Source organism: Kitasatospora cathayae, assembly GCF_027627435.1.
GTDB classification, from domain to species: domain Bacteria; phylum Actinomycetota; class Actinomycetes; order Streptomycetales; family Streptomycetaceae; genus Kitasatospora; species Kitasatospora cathayae.
The window spans coordinates 6,971,622-6,987,720 of record NZ_CP115450.1 but is presented as its reverse complement, the minus strand read 5'-3'; the positions used below and the strand labels follow the sequence as shown (position 1 = coordinate 6,987,720).

The window sequence follows — 16,099 nt, the reverse complement described above, 5'->3', positions numbered from 1 at the left end:
TCTGTAGCGGTCATGCCATACTGCGTCGGTGACCTCAGCCAGCCCAGCGACGCCCCCGAACCGCACCCGGCCCCAACTGGGCCGGAAATTCGCCATGCTGTGGTCGGCTTCGTCGATCTCAGCGGTCGGCGACGGCATGCGGGACTCATCGCTTCCGCTGCTCGCACTGGCCATCTCGGACTCCCCGTCCTCGGTGTCCGTGGTCGCCGTGGCCGGATCGCTGCCCTGGCTGCTGATGGCCCTGTTCGGCGGGGTCATCGCCGACCGCTTCGACCGCCGCCGGCTGATGTGGACGATCGACTTCGGACGCGCCGTCATCGTGCTGGGCTTCGCCGCCCTGGTCTTCTCCACCACCCCGCCGCTCGCCCTGCTCGCCGCCCTGGCCTTCGTCCTCGGCTGCGGTGAGACGGTGTTCGTCAACGCCGCCACCTCGAACATCCCGGACGTGGTCCGCTCCGACCAGCTGGACGTCGCCAACGGCCGGCTGCAGGGCGGTCTGCTGGTCGGCCGGATGGTCGGCCCGCTGGTCGGCACCACGCTGTTCGCCGTCGCCGCCGGCTACCCGTTCACGGTGGACGGCGCCTCCTTCGCGCTCGCCGCCGTCCTGGTCGCCGTGATCGGGCGCTCCGGCGCCCCCCGGGCGAAGTCCGAACGCCGGGTCATCGCCGAGGTCCGCGAGGGCGTCCACTGGCTGTACCGGCACAAGCAGCTGCGCCTGGTCGCCTCGCTCTCCGCCCTGGCCGGCGGCGCCTCCTCACTCGGCATCACCATGCTGGCGCTGCTGGTCACCCGCACCCTGCACGAACCCACCTGGGCGTACGGCGCCGTCCTCGCCACCGGCGTGGCCGGCGGCACCGCGGCCAGCATGGTGGCCGGGCGGATCAGCGAGCGGATGGGCCGACGGGCCCGGATCACCCTGTCCTTCGTGCTGATGGGTTCGGCGCTCCTGCTGATGGGCCTGAGCCCCTCGGTGTTCGTGGTGGCGCCGCTGTTCGCGCTCGGCAACTTCGGCGTGGTGACCTGGAACGTCCAGGCGATCTCGCTGCGCCAGCAGACCGTGCCGAAGGAACTGCTCGGCCGGGTCAACAGCTGCTACCTGATGCTGACCCGGATCGGGATGCTGGTCGGCGCGAGCCTCAGCGGTTGGATCGGCTCCACCGCCAGCGTCCGCACCCCGATCGTCATCTCCGGCGCGCTGCTCCTCGCCGCGCTGTTCGTGATCCCGCGACTGGGCGACCTCGAGCCCGCCCCGGCGCCGTCCGCCGAGGAGCAGCCGGCCGAGCCGTCGGTCGTGCAGCCGACCGAGCCGACGGTCGACCAGCCTGCCGAGCAGTCGGCGAACTGACCGGCCCGCTCCCCCGGCAGGGGGAGGCGGTTCCTCCCCCCGGTCGAGGTCCACCTCCCGGTCCGGCTGCGAGCGTTGGGGCACAGCCCTCCCGCCGGACCGGAGAACCCCGCATGACCACCGCCCACCCGTCCCCCGCCGCTGCCCACGCATCCCCCACCGCAGGCCGCCTGCGCACCGCCTGGGCCGCCGCCCACACCCCCGTCCCCGGCGTGCCGCGCTGGGCCCGGATCGCCGCCCGGGCGGTGCCGTTCACCGTGCTGCCGTCCAGCGCCTGGCGGATCGCCACCTGCACCTTCCACGTCCCGCTGGACGGCGGCGCGGTGCAGGACTCCGGCAACCTGCCGTGGTGGCTGCCGCTGGAGCTGTACGTGGTGCTGTTGTCGGCCGTCTCCGAGCTGTTCGCCTTCGCGGCGCTCGGCCTGGTCGCCCGCTGGGGCGAGGTGTTCCCGTGCCGCCTCCCGCTGCTGGGCGGACGCCCCGTCCCGGTCGCCGCGGCGGTCGTCCCGGCCGTGCTCGGCGCCACCGTCCTCACCGTCGGCACGGTGCTGTTCACGGTGATGCTCTCCACCGGCCGCACCATCCAGGGCCGGCCGCTGCGCGACGGCGTCCCGGTGTTCACCGGCGACTGGCACACCGTCGTCCTGATCGCCTGCTACGCCCCGCTGCTGCTCTGGGGCCCGCTGCTGGCGGCCGTCACCGTCGCCTACCGGCGCCGCCGCCGCGCCCGGCAGTCGTGAACGCACATGCGCACGCGCTCTAGGATGGCGGAATGAGCTCCCGCACCGATCTGGCAGATGCACACCGTTCGCAGCAGCGGGCCGAGGCGCGGCTGGACGTCGCCGCGTCCGTGCTCGCCCTGCTGGCCGACCGCACCCGACTGGCGCTGCTGGAGCGGCTCGGCCGGGGCGAGGCGGACGTGACCACGCTGACCGAGGCGACCGGCGCCGCCCGGCCCTCGGTCAGCCAGCACCTGGCCAAGCTGCGCCTCGCCGGGCTGGTCACCACCCGCAAGGACGGGCGACGGGTGGTCTACTCGCTGCGGCACGGGCACCTGCGCCGGCTCGTGGACGAGGCGCTGAACGTCGCCGACCACCAGATCGCCCACCTGCCCCCGCACGACTGAGCTCAGCTACCGCCGCACGACCGAGCCCGCCCGCTCCGCCCGGGGCCGTTCGATCCGACCAATAGGTGCACACGTACGCACGCATTAACTATGCTGGACCCTGACCCCCATCGCCGCCCCGGGACGGGCCCATGCTGACCGTGCTGCGCAACCGCACCTACCGCCACCTGTTCACCGCCCAGCTCGTGGCCCTGATCGGCACCGGCCTGGCCACCGTGGCGCTCTCGCTGCTGGCGTACTCGATCGCCGGGCGCAACGCCTCCGCGGTGCTCGGCACCGCCCTGGCCATCAAGATGGTCGCCTACGTGACCATCGCGCCGATCGCCGGAGCACTCGCCGGGCGAATCCCCCGGCGCACCCTGATGGTCGGCATGGACCTCACCCGGGCCGGAGTCGCCCTCACCCTGCCGTTCGTCGACCGGGTGTGGCAGATCTACGTGCTGATCTTCCTGCTCCAGGCCGCCTCCGCCGCCTTCACCCCGACCTTCCAGGCCACCATCCCGGACGTGCTGCCCGCCGAACGCGACTACACCCAGGCGCTGTCGATGTCCCGGCTGGCCTACGACTTCGAATCGTTGTTCAGCCCGGCACTCGCCGCCCTCCTGCTGTCGGTGGTCTCCTACGACTGGCTGTTCGCCGGGACGGCCACGGGCTTCCTCGCCTCCGCCGCCCTGGTCGTCTCCGCCGTCCTCCCCAAGCCCCGACCAGTCGAGCGCGGCGGCGGCCTGTACCGCAAGGCCGCCTTCGGCACCCGACTGTTCCGGGCCACCCCACGGTTGCGGGCCCTGCTCGCCCTGGACCTCGCCGTTGCGGCCGCCGGCGCGATCGTCTTCGTCAACACCGTCAACGTGGTCCGCGACCACTTCCACCGCCCGGCCGGAGCCGTCTCGCTGGCCCTCGGCGCCTACGGCGTCGGCTCGATGCTCACCGCACTGCTGCTGCCCCGACTGCTGGCCAGGGTCAGCGACCGGTCCGTCATGCTGCCCGCCGCCTTCGCCCTGCCCTGCGTGCTCGCCGCCGTCACCGCGATCACCGCCGCCCCGGCCGGCACCGGCAGCTGGCTCGCCCTGCTCGTCACCTGGGCCCTGGTCGGCGCCGCCAGCTCCGCCGTCCTCACCCCCGGCGGCCGGGTCATCCGCCGCTCCGCCGCCGACCCCGACCTGCCCGCCGCCTTCGCCGCCCAGTTCTCCCTCTCCCACGGCTGCTGGCTGCTCACCTACCCGCTGGCCGGATGGCTCGCCGCCGGCGCCGGCCTCCCGACCACCGCCGTCGTCCTGGGCACGATCGCCCTCGCCGCCGCCCTGTCCGCCACCACCCTGTGGCCCACCCGCGACCCGGACGCCCTCAGCCACCTCCACACCGACCTCCCCGCCGGCCACCCCCACCTCGCCGACGCCCACCCCACCCCCACGGGCGCCTGGCAGCACGGCCACCACTACGTCATCGACCAACACCACCCCACCTGGCCCCACCCCCACCGCGCCGCCCTCAACTGACCCGCCGCCCACCACCGGACACGGCGAGGCCGGACCGCTCCCGGCGCACGGCCGCGCCGCGGAGGATCAGGACCAGCCAGGATCAACCAGCCGCCGGGGTCTTCCCATTGCCCGTCACGGGCTGCACTGTGGTTGACGCGGATCCGTCGGACGGGGTGGGTGGCTTGGGCGATCAGCGCGACACACGGAACGAGATCAGCCACAGCACCATTCACGGCAACGTGTTCATGGGCGGCATCGTCTCCCTGCTGGGGGGCCGGCGACCGCGCCCGCGTCTGCTGGTGGCCGTGGTGTGCGCGCTGGCCCTGCTGGGCGCCGGTACGACGTACTGGGCGCTGCACGGGAGGACGGACGGAAGCAGCGGGCCGGAACTCAGCGCCCACTACGACCCCGAGCACGGTGACTCCAACACGACCGCGGTCGTCCCGAGGACCGTGAAGCCGACCGAGCTTCCCGCCGTCACCGACTGCGGCGGCGCCCGGGCGTGGTCGCACGCGCAGGGCGGCACGGATGTGGGAGCGTCGCCGCTCTCGGTCTCGATGGTCGGCAACGGCCACACCGTGGCGATCGAACAGGTGCGGGCGACCGTCGTGGGAGAGCCCCGGGACCCGATGCCCGGTACGGTCGTGGACTGCACCGGACAAGGGGAGGGCAAGAAGATCGACATGGGCGTCGACCTGGACTCCACCAACCCGATCGCGCTGATCGCGGGCCCCGGACCGGTGTCGTTCGCCCCGTACTTCACCGACAGGTACCTGTACCTGGAGAACCAGAAGCCCGAGATCGTCAGTCTCACCGTGCTCGCGACCCGGCACAGCTACGACTACGTGCTCACGGTCGAGGGCACGGTCGACGGCAAGCACCACACCTGGACGGTGCGGGACGGCGACCACCCGTTCCGCATCTCCGGGGTGCGGATGGAACGCGGCACCGTGCTGGACACCCTCGGGAGGGGCTGGGAGACCGTCTACGACAGGGGCTACGGTGAGCGCGTCCGGTGCAATCCGTGCTTCGACCAGGACGAGAAGGAGATCCCCGGCACCGCGGTCGCCGTCGCTCCGACCGGCTACACCTTCACCTCCGCGCCGGGAGCCGACCCCGCGGAGCCACCGGCCCCGCCGAAGGAGCGACCGGCCGCGCCGACACCGCCGCTGACGGTCGACGAGCACGACGCGGAGTCCGTCGGTATCGCCTGGGCGGTCACGTCGGGCAGCTTCGACCTGTCCCGCGGTGACACCGGGGCGGCGGTCCTGAGCCGGGTCCGCAGGTATCTGACACCCGAACTGGCCGACGCCGGAGGCGGGTTGAACGCGTGCGCGGCGGACAGCTCGGCCTGGCCGGCCGAGGTGACGGCGCATCGAGGCTGGTCGGTGGTCATGCGGGCGCGCGCGAGACCATTGGAGGGCCACCCGGATCCGCGCGAACTCACCGGTGACACAGTGGGGTTGGAAGTCCGGATCGACTGCGCCTACGTCGCGGAGGACGGCTGGTCCCACACGCCCAAGGGCCTGTTCGTCGCGCTCCTGCGGCTCCAACGCCAACCTGGCGGCGGCTATCTGATCTCCGACATCGGCAAGAAGTACGACATCCCGGCGCTCACCGACCCGACCTTGCAGCCCTGACCCGCCCGCCCACCGACCGGGGGTAGGGCTCGTCGAACCAGCCCTACCCCCGGGTCACCGCGATCCGGTGCTCGGCCAGCGCCGCCACCAGCCGGTCCGGGTCGTCCGGGGTGATGACCGGCTTGACCCGCCCGCCGAGGTCGACGACGAAGGCGACGCTCTTGTCCACCCGCCCCAGGTCGAGGTTGAAGTAGTGCACGAAGTCCCCGGTGCCCCAGATCCGCCACCGCCCGCCGAGCCGGGTCAGCGGCATCTGCTGCAACCCGCGGATCCGCCCGTACGGGATGCGCTTGGCGGAGGCCGTCGGAAAGTAGTACCGGCGAATCACGAGCTCCCGCGCGGTGCACGTCACCAGACCGTCGTTGTACATGCGGGCCAGGCTAACCACGGGCCGCGCCCCACGCCCCACCATCGCAGGCCCGTCCGGGCAGGTCCGCCCGTACGGCCCTCTCCACCGCGTACATCGCCCGCTCCCGCACCGCTTCCCCCGCTTCCGTCACCCGCCCCCGCTTCACCCGGCTGTCCACCGGATCCGGCGCCCGCCCGACCAGCCCCTCGCCCTCCAGGGTGCGCAACACCTGAAAGACGCAAGGAAGCGGCCCGGCCCGAGGACCGCTCACGGCACCATGACCACCAGTACGGGCCCGGTGGCGAAGGCCATGCTGCTGCCGTCGGGCAGGGTGAACGACGTGCCCGCGGCGGGGTCGGGCCGGCTCCAGCGCACGTTCCACACCCTGCCGTCGCGCAGCACCTCGGCCCGGCCGGAGCCGGTGGTCCGGGTGAACACCTCGTTGTCGGGGTGGCCGGCGTTGAAGTCGGTGAACCGGCCGGGGACGATGCTGACGTGCTGGACGAGCACGGTCGCCGTCCCGGACCAGGCGGGGTGGCCGTCCAGGCTGACGTCGTAGGTGCCGCCGTTGAAGCGGACGCCGATGGACGCGGCGGGCAGGTGCCAGGCCATGGCACCGAGCGCGTCGCCGCCGCCCGGTGCGGCGCCGAACCCGAAGCCGGGCGAACGGGCGGGCACGGACGGAAACTTGGCAATGATCTGGTGCGGGTCGACGAAGGTCGGATCGACGGCCCGGTTGGTGAACGCGCCGGGGTCGGTGAACGGGGTGACGTTCTGCACGTCGGCCTTGTCGAGCAGCGGGAGGAGCCCGCTGATGGCTCCGCTGTAGGCGAAGTCGAGGTGCCCGTACTGCTGGAGCAGCGGGATGTCGGTCTCCCGGGCGGAGCGCACCGGGCCGATCAGGGCGGGCAGGTGGTTCGCGTCGTACAGGGCGAGCAACCGGGACTGGCCGCCCTCGACCTCGACCCAGTACACGATGTCGGCCTGGGCCAGCCCCTGATGGATCGCCTGGATGTGGGCGCCGACGTTGTCGATCTTCACGGCGAGCGTGTTGCCCGCCGTGCCGACGTTGTCGAGCGGGTTCGCGGGGAGCGGCGGCGCCGGTTCACGCGACGGCACCGGTTCGTGCGTGGTGCCGGCACATCCCTGGACGCCGGCGAGTCCGATGCCGATCACGGCCGCCGCGAGTGGCAGTCCGATCCTCTCAGGGGCGTGCCGGCCGCCGCACCCGGCTGCCGGTGCACGGGCCGTGCTGCGGACGTTCATCAAGGCGCCCCTTCCACCCGCGGCGGCCCCGGTGAGCACGAGTCGGACGGCGCGGGCCCGGCCTCGCGCTCACCCATCGGTACGAACGCCGGCCCCGGATTGCTCAACCGGCGGGCCGGCCACCGGCCGGCCGCGTCCCGACCTCACGGGTCAGTACGTCTGGCCGACACTGCCGGTCGCGGACTTGGCGTCCTCGGCGGCGTTCAGCCGTGCGACGATGTCACGGGCGTCCTCGTAGGTGGCGGGCGCGGCGCGGGGGCCGAGTTCGTCGTGGAGCGCACTGGTGATCTTGGAGAGTCCACGCTTGAGGCGGTCGGCCGGGATGGACGGTTCGGCTGGACGGTGGGCCCGGAGCAGCTCGGCGTCGGCGCGCAGCTGCTCCAGGGTGAACCGGGCCCGGTTGGTCCACCAGGGGAGGTCGGAGGTGACCTGGTAGGCCCAGTGCCGACGGCAGGCCTCTTCGAGGAGGTCGCGTACGGCTTCCACGCGCTTGCGGCTGAGCCCGCCCATCGTGTAGCGGAACTGGTCACGGTTGAGGTTGAGCAGCTTCTGGTCCTCGCCGGTCACCTGGAGCCCGGACAGCTGGTGGAGGGAGGCGGCGCGTCCGGGGCCCGCCGGGTGAGCCGACACCCCCACCAGCGCAGAGCTCGCCCGGTGCCGTCGGGAGACGCGGCGAGCCCGCTCCTTGCTCTTCGTCGCCGTGACCGGTCAGATGACTAGAGGATCGGCTCGCAGCCGATCGCCTTACCTCCGGCCTTGAGGAACTGCCGCACGAGATCGTCGTTGTCGGAGATCCTCCCTGGCCCAGCAGATCGTGCACCTGGTCCGCCGTGACGGCTCCGTCGCACACGCTGTCCGCCCCGAGGTTCGTCAGCCGGTACAGCGCGAAGCCCACCGCCCCGACCGGGACGAGCGAGAACGCGAACAGCACCACCGCCAGCCGTATCCGCAGCCTCCGCATGGTGAACCCGCGCCGATTCAGTGCCACACCGACCTTTTCAGCTGACCCGACGTCGTCGGGAGACCCGCTTCTCAGATTCGGACTCCGCCCGTGCCGGCCAGGACCGACAGCAGACTGAGGGCGTCGCCACGCGAGAGCTGCTCGTGGAAGCGCTGGTTGCGGAAGTTCCGCAGACACGCATAACAGCTGGTCTCGGGGCCGCACTCACACGACTGCACACGTCGGCTTGCCTCGGCGAACACCTCCTCGAGGCGGTGGGCGACGCGCAAGGCGTTCCCCGCGCCGCCCGGGGTGGTGTCGAAGAGGATCAGCGAGGTGCCCTCCAGTCCCGTGTGGACGGTGCCGTCGATGTCGTCACGGCTGATCTCCAAGGTGGATGCCGCTCCTTCGAGCAACGCGTAGAGGGTCGAAGAAAGCTGGTCCTGCGGTGTCATCAAAGCCGTGAAGGGATCGAGATGCAGCTGCAGGAAGTCGGTCTGGTAGCGGTGCGCCAGCGAAACCAGACGAAGCCGGCCGTTGCAGTCCTGGTCCTTGAGCAGGTGCGGGTGCGGGCCGCTGCGTCCCTTGGCCGCAGTAACGTGCGGGCGGCCCCAGCCGCACCAGTCGCAGATCTCGTAGCCGGCGCCCGCCGGTCCCTCCGAGACGGCAACCATCTCGCCGCGTGCTCCGGCGGTCCAGCGCATGGAGTGCCCGGACGAAAAGTGAGTGACTGACTGTTCGACGTCGGCGCTGTCCGTGCGCATGTGGACCGCCCCGTTCCAGGCCCGGCTGGGAGGCGTCTGTCCCGGCCTGCGAGGGGTCCCGCGCTGCGCGACGAAGCCGTAGACAGGCTCCACGTACCGCCGCGGAACGCCAGTACCCGACTGGTTGCAGGCGGGGCAGAGCAGGTCGAGCGGATCAGGGTCCTCCCGGTAGTGCCCGCAGTGGCCGCACACGGTGTAGTAGCGACTCACCAGGTCACGGTCGGGAAGGCGGTAGACACCTGCTGAAGCCCAGACGTATCCACCCGCCACGATCTCCGCGCCGGGGGCGTACTCGTACACGGCCGAGCTGAGGTCACGGGTGAGTTCGAGGTGGGCGGCCGTCGAGTTCTCCTGCATGATGCGCAGTTCGACGGTATCGACCGGGAAGCCGTACTTCGGCAGGACGTTGTGGTTCGCTAGGTAGCCGAGCAGCTGCCGTTTGGTGAGGTTGTGGATGATCCTCTGGTACAGCTCAGCCAGCTTGTACTTCTTCTCGGTCGCTGCCCGGTCGCGCCGCTCCTCGTATCCCGCGACGTCCTGGCTCAGGGAGGTCTGCGCGGCCCTCAGCAGCCGGTCGAGCTCGTCCACCCAAGCCCCGGAGGCGAGGCCGATCTCCTCCTGCACCGAGGATGGGAGCACAGCTCGGAGCGAGTCCTGCACGTGCGACGGGACGGGAGTGAGCCAGTCGCGTACCTCTAGCGCGGCAACCGCTCCACTGTCGTCAGGGAGGAAGAACTCGCCGGCGTGTCGCCAGATCCGCCCGCGCCGGTCCTTCATGGCGCGGAAGAAGGCCGCCATCGCGACGGAATGAGCGTGGCGGCGGTCAATCCGCACGTTCTCCAGCGGCACGAGCGGCGCACGCACCTCGCCGGAGATCATCTTCTCGGGTTCGGCGAACCTGGAGAGATCGTGCGGTCGGCGCTGCGCATAGGTGAGAACGAGCGCTGCCGACTCCGTGCGCCGTCCGGCCCGCCCAGCGCGCTGGACGTAGTTGGCCGTCGTCGGGGGCATGTTGCGCAGCACGACGCTCTGCAGTTCACCGACGTCGACGCCGAGCTCGAAGGTGGTGGAGCAGGACAGTGCGTTGATCTCTCCGCGGACGAATGCGCCCTGGATCTCCGCCGCCTTCTCACCGCTCCACTGCGCGGTGTGCTCCTCGACCCGCAGTGGAACCGGTTCAAGGCCCAGGTAGAGGGAGCGCAGGTGGTCGTCGCCCTGCTCCGCGTCGCCCTGCTTGAACTCCTGGAGCTGGCCGACGCAACGCATCGTCGTGCAAACCCCCCTGACGGATGCCGTGCTGATGCGCCGACACCGGTCGCACTGCTGCAGCGGGTCGCCTTCCAGGACCGGCCGCAGGCGCAGCCACTCGTGGTCGAGCCGCCGCACCACACCGACCCCTTGCCGGTTCTCACTGTGCAGCCAATCGGCGAGCCGGCCCCCGGCCAGTTCGTCCCATAGCTGTTCGAGGATGCCGGACGCATGCTGCTGCCGATCCGCCGGATGGCCGATCGCTTCCAGGAGCCGGACGAGATAGTCCAGACGGCGGTTGGTGCCGCTCACCGGCTTCCAGCTCAGCACCTTGCGCTTGCTGTCCGAACCGTTCCCGCGCACCCAGACCGGACCGCGCCGGGGGGCGAAGGCCTCGTCGTCGGCGTCCACGCCGTCGGGCATGGTCAGCGACCCTTGGGTGCGCACGGTCCGCAACAGCTCGGAGACGACCTGCCAACACTCCTCCTCGGCCAGCCCCAGGTCTGCCAGGCACCGGGGCGGCTGCCAGAACGGCTCACGGTCGATGTCGACACGCAGCAGGCCGAGACCTTCCAGCGACTGCCGGTCGTCGATGCTCAGCACTTCCTGCATCACCCACAGACCGGCCGCGCGCCGCCGGTGTTGCCTTGAGTCGTTGCGCCGGAAGACACCGGCTCGTCCGGCCGCCCGCATGACGTGCTCGGTGAGGTCATCGATGTGCAGCGGCTCGTCCGGATCGTCGTAGCCTTCGCGCACCGCCTGGGTGATGAGGCGGCGGCGCTGTATCCGGGTGTAGGAATCCTCGAGGTAGGGCGCGAAGTAGGCGGCGGCCTGCCGGCTGTCGCTGAAGAACAGCAGTTTCCGCCCCTGTCCGGGCAGCCCGGCTGCGGCGGGGTCGACTGCCGGGGGTAGGGCCTGGTACAGCGCGGTGCCCAGAACGGAGACCGATGCCTCGTTACCGGCCTCGAACAGGCGGATCATCCCGTACCCACGGGCCCCGCAGGCCACGCAGGACGCCGGCTCGCCCTCGCGCGTGTCGAGAAGGTGGACGCTCCTGAGCTCCATGTCCTGGCACTCGGCGGAGCCGCAGATGGCCGCGGCTCCGGTGTGGAGCCGGCCACAGCCGGTGCACAACCGGCGTTCCGTCAACCCGGCCTGCCGAGCCTCGTCGAGCGTGTGATCGTCCTCGTCCACGACGGCTCCCGCCCCGTCCAGCATCAGCCAGGCGTGCCGGGAGTCCGGATTCTTCCGGTGCACGAGCCGGGACCCTCCGTCATCCGTGGTCAGGGTGCCGTGCAGGTGCACGGCACCGCAGCGGCGACAGGACGCGATCTCGAACGATGCCCGGCCGCAGTCGGCGCACGTCTCGTGCCGAGCCAGGTTCAGGTGTGGCCCCGAGGGGTTGAGGCAGCTGAAAGCGCCCTCGGTCGCGCGTGCGAACATGTGGTAACGAGCCGAGAGCACCGGCGCCCCGTCGGTGTCGGTGACCCTGCTGGCGAGCTGGATCACCGCTGTGACCGTCTCCGGCCCGGTCGGGTCGTCGGGGAAGATCTCCGCTGCGATGTCGGTGACCGGACGCGGATCTCCGGCCAGCGCGCGGCGCAGCGCCGCAGTACCCGCCTCGTGGGCGAGCACGGCCGCAGGGTGCACGAGCGCCGTGAACCCGTGCGCACGGGCCAGCGCCACGAGCTCAGGGCCCGGTGATTCGGCGGCCGCCAGGCGGACGTAGTCGCCCGGGAGCATCGGGCCCCAGTACGGACCGGGTGGACTCGCGACCCGCGTGGCCGTCACCAGGTCCTGGCGTGACGGGTCGTCCGGCTCCCAGTCGAACGGCAGGTCGAACAGCGCCTGTGCGAAGGCCGTGACGGCATCCGGGTTCTCCTGTGCGCCCACGGTCGCGCTGGTGGCCATCGCTTGGACGGCGCCTTTCCCGCCCACCCGGTCGGCGAGTCGGCGCAGCAGCATGGCAAGCTCCGCTCCCCTCGCGCCGTCGTACACATGGGCCTCGTCCACGACCACGAAGCGCCAGCTGCCGGCGTGCTCGCCTTCGAAGAGGTCCATGTCCTGCGGCCGCAGCAGCAGGTACTCCAGCATGGCGTAGTTGGTGAGCAGCAGGTGTGGGGGCGACTGGCGCATCTCCTCGCGGCTGAGGATCTCGTTGCGCAGGCGGGGCTCACCGGGGTTGAGCTGCTCGAACGTCTCCGAAGCGGTGCGTGGATCGTTCTTGGTGTCACCCGTGTAACGGCCGAAGGTGATGTACGGCGCCTGCGCCAGCAGCCGCCGCAGCCGCTTCATCTGGTCGTTGGCCAGCGCGTTCATCGGATAGAGGAGCAGCGCCCGTACGCCTGGTCCCAGCCTGCCCTCGGCGTGCTCCGCCGCCAGCGCGTTCAGGATCGGGAGCAGGAAGCTCTCCGTCTTGCCGGACCCGGTGCCCGTCGCGACGACGATGTTGCGGCCTGAAGCGGCCTTGCGCAGGGCCTGCTCCTGGTGCCGGTACAGCGGGCGGTCGGCAGGCAGCGCCGGACCGGTGAGCCGGAGGAATTCCGGATGCAGGACTCCTTCGCCGACCAGGTCCGCCAGCGTCGCGCCCGGGGCGTAGGCGGGAGTGGCTTCCACGAGCGGCCCTTTGGTGAGCAGCGGGCTGGTGTCGACTGCCCTTGCCAGGGCCTTCGCCAGTGCCGGGTCACGCAGTGGCAGCAGCGAACGCAGATACCTGCGATAGGTGCTGCTGATCAGTTCTGCCGTGGCGAGTGGATCGAGGGTCTGCATGATGGGTCTCCGGGGCTGGCGGTCTCGCGTGATCGAGGTGGTCGGTCAGAGTCGTCGGCCGGCGTGGTCGGCGGCGGCCAGGGCCTCGGCCAGGGCCAGGTCCACCACTGTCAAGGCGGGGGCGATGAAGGCCAGCGAGGTCCACAGGGGCCGGGCCTGCCGTTCGAGGCCGGCCGCCTGCCGGTCGCCCCATGCGGCGAGCCGGGCCACCAGTGCGAACCCGAGAGACAGCTGGGGCACCAGCATCCAGGATTCACCCGGTTCCCTCAGCGGCCCCGGACTGCGGGCCTCGAACGCGGCGGCTGGAGTGCCCGGCCCCTCGCCCCGGCCCTCGCGCAGCAGTCGGCCGACGGCCTCGACCCACTCGGCGAACTGCCCGTCACTGTCGTACCGGCTCAGGGGCCTGCGCACCCGGAATGCTTCCCAGGCGGCAGCGGCCCGGCTTTCGGAGTCGAGCACCGCCTGCGGCACCACCCCGAGACTCTGCCACAGAGCCTCCTGCTGCCGCGGCGGCAGCTCGTTGAGGAGGCGGGTCGTCGCGTCGAACCTTCCGGTCCGCCCGGCCGGGTCCGTGCCGCCGGACACGACGGCGGACAAGGACGGACCGCAGAAGGCACCAGCCTCCGCGATCGTCGCCTGCTCCAGCGGATACAGTTCGTCCGCCGGATAGGCTCCCAGGCCGGACAGGTACGGCAGGAGCGGGCTGCTGAGCAGGAGGGCGGCAAGCGGTGCGGTACGCCAGACCTTCAGCACCTCCTCGGGCTCCGCGACCTCGACCGCGCCGTGCGCCGACAGGCCGCTCGCGACCATCACGGGCGCCAGCTCGGTCGACCGCAGCCCTGCCTCGGCCGCGGCGACCAGCGACTCCTCGGGAGCGGCGGCAAGCACGGCGCAGCAGTCCCGCAGCACCTCTGCGCGGACACCCGTCTCCCGCAGGTCGCGGCTCCGGGCTGCGAGCAGCCACAGTCTGGGCAGCGCTCCCGCCTCCGAGGGCAGCGGGCCGAGTCCGGCCAGATAGGCGCTCGCCTCCCGGTCCGCCGTGATGCTCTGCTCGGGCACCCCGTGGCGCTGGCGCACGGTCAGCGTGGCGCCGTCACGAAGGCGAGGCCAGAAAGCGGGCTGGACCTCATCGGCCCGGTTCCCGGGATGCAGCCGGACAACGAGGGGACCTGCGGACCGCAGCGACGAAGGAAGCGAGATCCTGCCGTCCGCGCCGACCTCAGCCAGCAGGGGCGGCAGCCACGGTGCGTACCCGGCGTACACGGCGGCGGTGAGCACGCCGGGGTGTCGCAGACCGTGCAGGCGCAGTCCGGCCCCGTCGACGCCGACGCCTTCGGCAACGGGCTGCGTTCGGATCACGCCGACCTTGATCTCGTGTCCGGCCAGGCGGACGCGCAACTCCGCGTGTGGGCAGCCGCGCATGGTGTCGGCGAACACCATCAGCGGGTACCGCAGGTCGCCGCGGCGCGAGCGGACCCGCCGCTCAGGCGGCGTGCTCTGCAGCACCGCGCTGCCCTCCATCAGCAGGAGCTCCGGCTCCACCGCCGTCGCCTGCTCGGGCAGCCGCACCGTGAGGGCGCAGTCCGCCGCCAGCTCAGCAGCGTCAACGTCCACCGGCCGCAGGCTCCACGGGCCGGGCACACCCCCCTTCTCCAGCCGCAGCTCGGAGAAGGGCAGCGATGCGACGACTGGCAACCGCTGTCCGTCGGCGTGAATCGTCAGCGACCGCTCCGCGTCGAAGGCGCCCAGAAGGACGCGCCTTTGCGAGACGGTGACGGTCGGATCGGTGTGCAACTCGATCGTGGCGGGCACCAGCCCACCGCCGGAGGCGAGCAGCCGCCACTGAGCCGGTGCATCGGCTCGCACGCCCTCGGCAAGCACTGCGGCGAGCCGCTGCCCGCCGGCCCGCGGGTTGTTGCGCACCACCACCTCGAAAGCGCCGAACAGCGGCCCGGGCACGGCGGCCCACGGGTCGACAAGGGCTCCCGGCGCGGCCTGGAACCGAACCACCACTCGCCCGGTCCTGGCGCGCACCACCTCGACCGACAGCCGTTCCTTGTTGGACTGGCCGGGCCGCTGCCGTAGCCGGAGCAGCGGCGGCACGTTCCAGATGGGCGCACCGCCGGGTTCACTGAGCCAGGGCACCTGCGCCCCGCCCTCCCAGCGCATCCGTCCGGTCGAAGTGACCTCCGTCCACGCGCTGGAAGGGGCCGTCCCGGCACGCAGTCGGCGGACACCGGCCAGGGAGGCGCGAGTCAGCGTCCAGCCGGCCCAGCCGAACGGCACGGGCAGCTCGGTGCCCGGCACCGTTGTGCCGTCCGCGTCCAGTTCTCCGACGTGCAGCAGGTAGACCACGGCGGAGGGCAGCGGCTCGTCCAGCGGCAGCCGTGCGCCCTGGTCGTCGAATGCCAGCAACACCGTCTCCGGGTCCACAACAGGAACTTCGTGGGTCCGGCCGTCGGGTGCCGTGGCCTGGATCCGGCGCAGCGGACGCGGCAGCGCCCAGACCGGAGGGACGGCCTCGACTGCCTCCCCGTCTGCGGACAGCCGCCAGCAGTGCTCGCTGGTCTCCCCACCGAGCAGCAGGTGCACGCTGGAGGCTTCGGAGCCCAGCCGAAGCTCCGGAGCGGGCAGCACCGGCCACGTCCGAACCGACGAGGCTTCGAAGGAGGGCTCAGCGGCGGAGTCCAACGCCGCGCTGACGTCCCGAATCTCCCACCCCAGGATCCGAGCGGCGCCTTCGGCGGCGGATCGCCATGCGGCAACCCGCTCCTGGTCGGACACGCGGTCGGCCGCAATGTCTTCGGTACCGAGCATCGCGACGGCGGCCTTCTCCGCCCGTGCGACGGCCTCAGCGAAGGACCGGCTGGAACCGGCCGGTGCGTTCCAGGCGAACACGGAGACCGTGCAGGCGGGCCAGCGCCGGTGGACCTCGTCGACCGCCACGTCGTGCCGCTCGCACAGCACGCGGTAGGCCGCCAGTGCTTCCAGGGCCAGGTCAAGCCGGCCCAGTTCGGCGCTCAGTGACTCCGGACCAGGCTTCGCGGTCCAGCATGCGCGCCAGACGCGTTCGCAGTCATCCAGCAGCCGTGCCGGATGAACCGGCATGCCCCACCCCTCTTACCTCGACTCACAGCGGGCCGCACCCAGCCTGTGTCTCATTTCTCTATCACA

At 71.8% G+C, this 16,099-nt stretch carries 11 protein-coding genes; 5 read left to right on the top strand and 6 right to left on the bottom strand.

Features of this window, described 5'->3' with window-relative positions:
- The first annotated feature begins 94 nt into the window (after positions 1-94).
- The 5 genes from O1G21_RS31765 (at position 95) to O1G21_RS31745 (ending at position 5,589) form a co-directional block, all read left to right on the top strand.
- A complete protein-coding gene (locus tag O1G21_RS31765; RefSeq protein WP_270151368.1) occupies positions 95-1,345 on the top strand; it encodes an MFS transporter in 1,251 nt (416 codons plus the stop codon).
- 113 nt (positions 1,346-1,458) lie between these two features.
- Positions 1,459-2,085, top strand: a complete 627-nt coding sequence (locus O1G21_RS31760) for a hypothetical protein (protein WP_270148492.1) — start codon at positions 1,459-1,461, stop codon at positions 2,083-2,085.
- Positions 2,086-2,117: 32 nt separating this feature from the next.
- Positions 2,118-2,471: an ArsR/SmtB family transcription factor gene (locus O1G21_RS31755; protein ID WP_270148490.1), complete on the top strand. Its 354-nt coding sequence runs from the start codon at positions 2,118-2,120 to the stop codon at positions 2,469-2,471.
- 131 nt (positions 2,472-2,602) lie between these two features.
- The gene (locus O1G21_RS31750) at positions 2,603-3,967 is read left to right on the top strand and encodes an MFS transporter (protein WP_270148488.1); all 1,365 of its coding nucleotides are present in this window, start codon (positions 2,603-2,605) and stop codon (positions 3,965-3,967) included.
- A 164-nt stretch (positions 3,968-4,131) separates the two neighbouring features.
- Positions 4,132-5,589 (top strand): hypothetical protein, encoded by a 1,458-nt coding sequence (locus tag O1G21_RS31745; protein WP_270148487.1) that lies wholly within the window; start codon positions 4,132-4,134, stop codon positions 5,587-5,589.
- Between the two features lie 43 nt (positions 5,590-5,632).
- Here O1G21_RS31745 and O1G21_RS31740 read toward each other — a convergent pair whose 3' ends face one another.
- The 6 genes from O1G21_RS31740 to O1G21_RS31715 form a co-directional block, all read right to left on the bottom strand.
- Entirely contained in the window at positions 5,633-5,959 is a 327-nt protein-coding gene (locus tag O1G21_RS31740; protein ID WP_270148485.1) for a hypothetical protein, read from the bottom strand.
- A 10-nt stretch (positions 5,960-5,969) separates the two neighbouring features.
- Complete coding sequence (locus O1G21_RS31735; RefSeq protein ID WP_270148484.1) at positions 5,970-6,167, bottom strand: helix-turn-helix domain-containing protein; 198 nt, start codon at positions 6,165-6,167, stop codon at positions 5,970-5,972.
- A 38-nt stretch (positions 6,168-6,205) separates the two neighbouring features.
- Positions 6,206-7,204 (bottom strand): DUF3048 domain-containing protein, encoded by a 999-nt coding sequence (locus O1G21_RS31730; protein WP_270148483.1) that lies wholly within the window; start codon positions 7,202-7,204, stop codon positions 6,206-6,208.
- Between the two features lie 150 nt (positions 7,205-7,354).
- Positions 7,355-7,834, bottom strand: coding sequence for a hypothetical protein (locus O1G21_RS31725; RefSeq protein WP_270148481.1), 480 nt, complete (start codon positions 7,832-7,834; stop codon positions 7,355-7,357).
- A gap of 402 nt (positions 7,835-8,236) precedes the next feature.
- The gene (locus tag O1G21_RS31720; RefSeq protein WP_270148480.1) at positions 8,237-12,925 is read right to left on the bottom strand and encodes a DEAD/DEAH box helicase; all 4,689 of its coding nucleotides are present in this window, start codon (positions 12,923-12,925) and stop codon (positions 8,237-8,239) included.
- 45 nt (positions 12,926-12,970) lie between these two features.
- Complete coding sequence (locus O1G21_RS31715; RefSeq protein ID WP_270148478.1) at positions 12,971-16,033, bottom strand: hypothetical protein; 3,063 nt, start codon at positions 16,031-16,033, stop codon at positions 12,971-12,973.
- Positions 16,034-16,099: the final 66 nt, after the last annotated feature.

Bases quoted from the DNA above. Each gene is read 5' to 3' on its own strand.
- O1G21_RS31750 (WP_270148488.1), top strand. From the start codon at position 2,603: ATGCTGACCGTGCTGCGCAACCGCACCTACCGCCACCTGTTCACCGCC.
- O1G21_RS31730 (WP_270148483.1), bottom strand. From the start codon at position 7,204: ATGAACGTCCGCAGCACGGCCCGTGCACCGGCAGCCGGGTGCGGCGGC.
- O1G21_RS31715 (WP_270148478.1), bottom strand. From the start codon at position 16,033: ATGCCGGTTCATCCGGCACGGCTGCTGGATGACTGCGAACGCGTCTGG.
- O1G21_RS31765 (WP_270151368.1), top strand. From the start codon at position 95: ATGCTGTGGTCGGCTTCGTCGATCTCAGCGGTCGGCGACGGCATGCGG.
- O1G21_RS31760 (WP_270148492.1), top strand. From the start codon at position 1,459: ATGACCACCGCCCACCCGTCCCCCGCCGCTGCCCACGCATCCCCCACC.
- O1G21_RS31740 (WP_270148485.1), bottom strand. From the start codon at position 5,959: ATGTACAACGACGGTCTGGTGACGTGCACCGCGCGGGAGCTCGTGATT.
- O1G21_RS31755 (WP_270148490.1), top strand. From the start codon at position 2,118: ATGAGCTCCCGCACCGATCTGGCAGATGCACACCGTTCGCAGCAGCGG.
- O1G21_RS31720 (WP_270148480.1), bottom strand. From the start codon at position 12,925: ATGCAGACCCTCGATCCACTCGCCACGGCAGAACTGATCAGCAGCACC.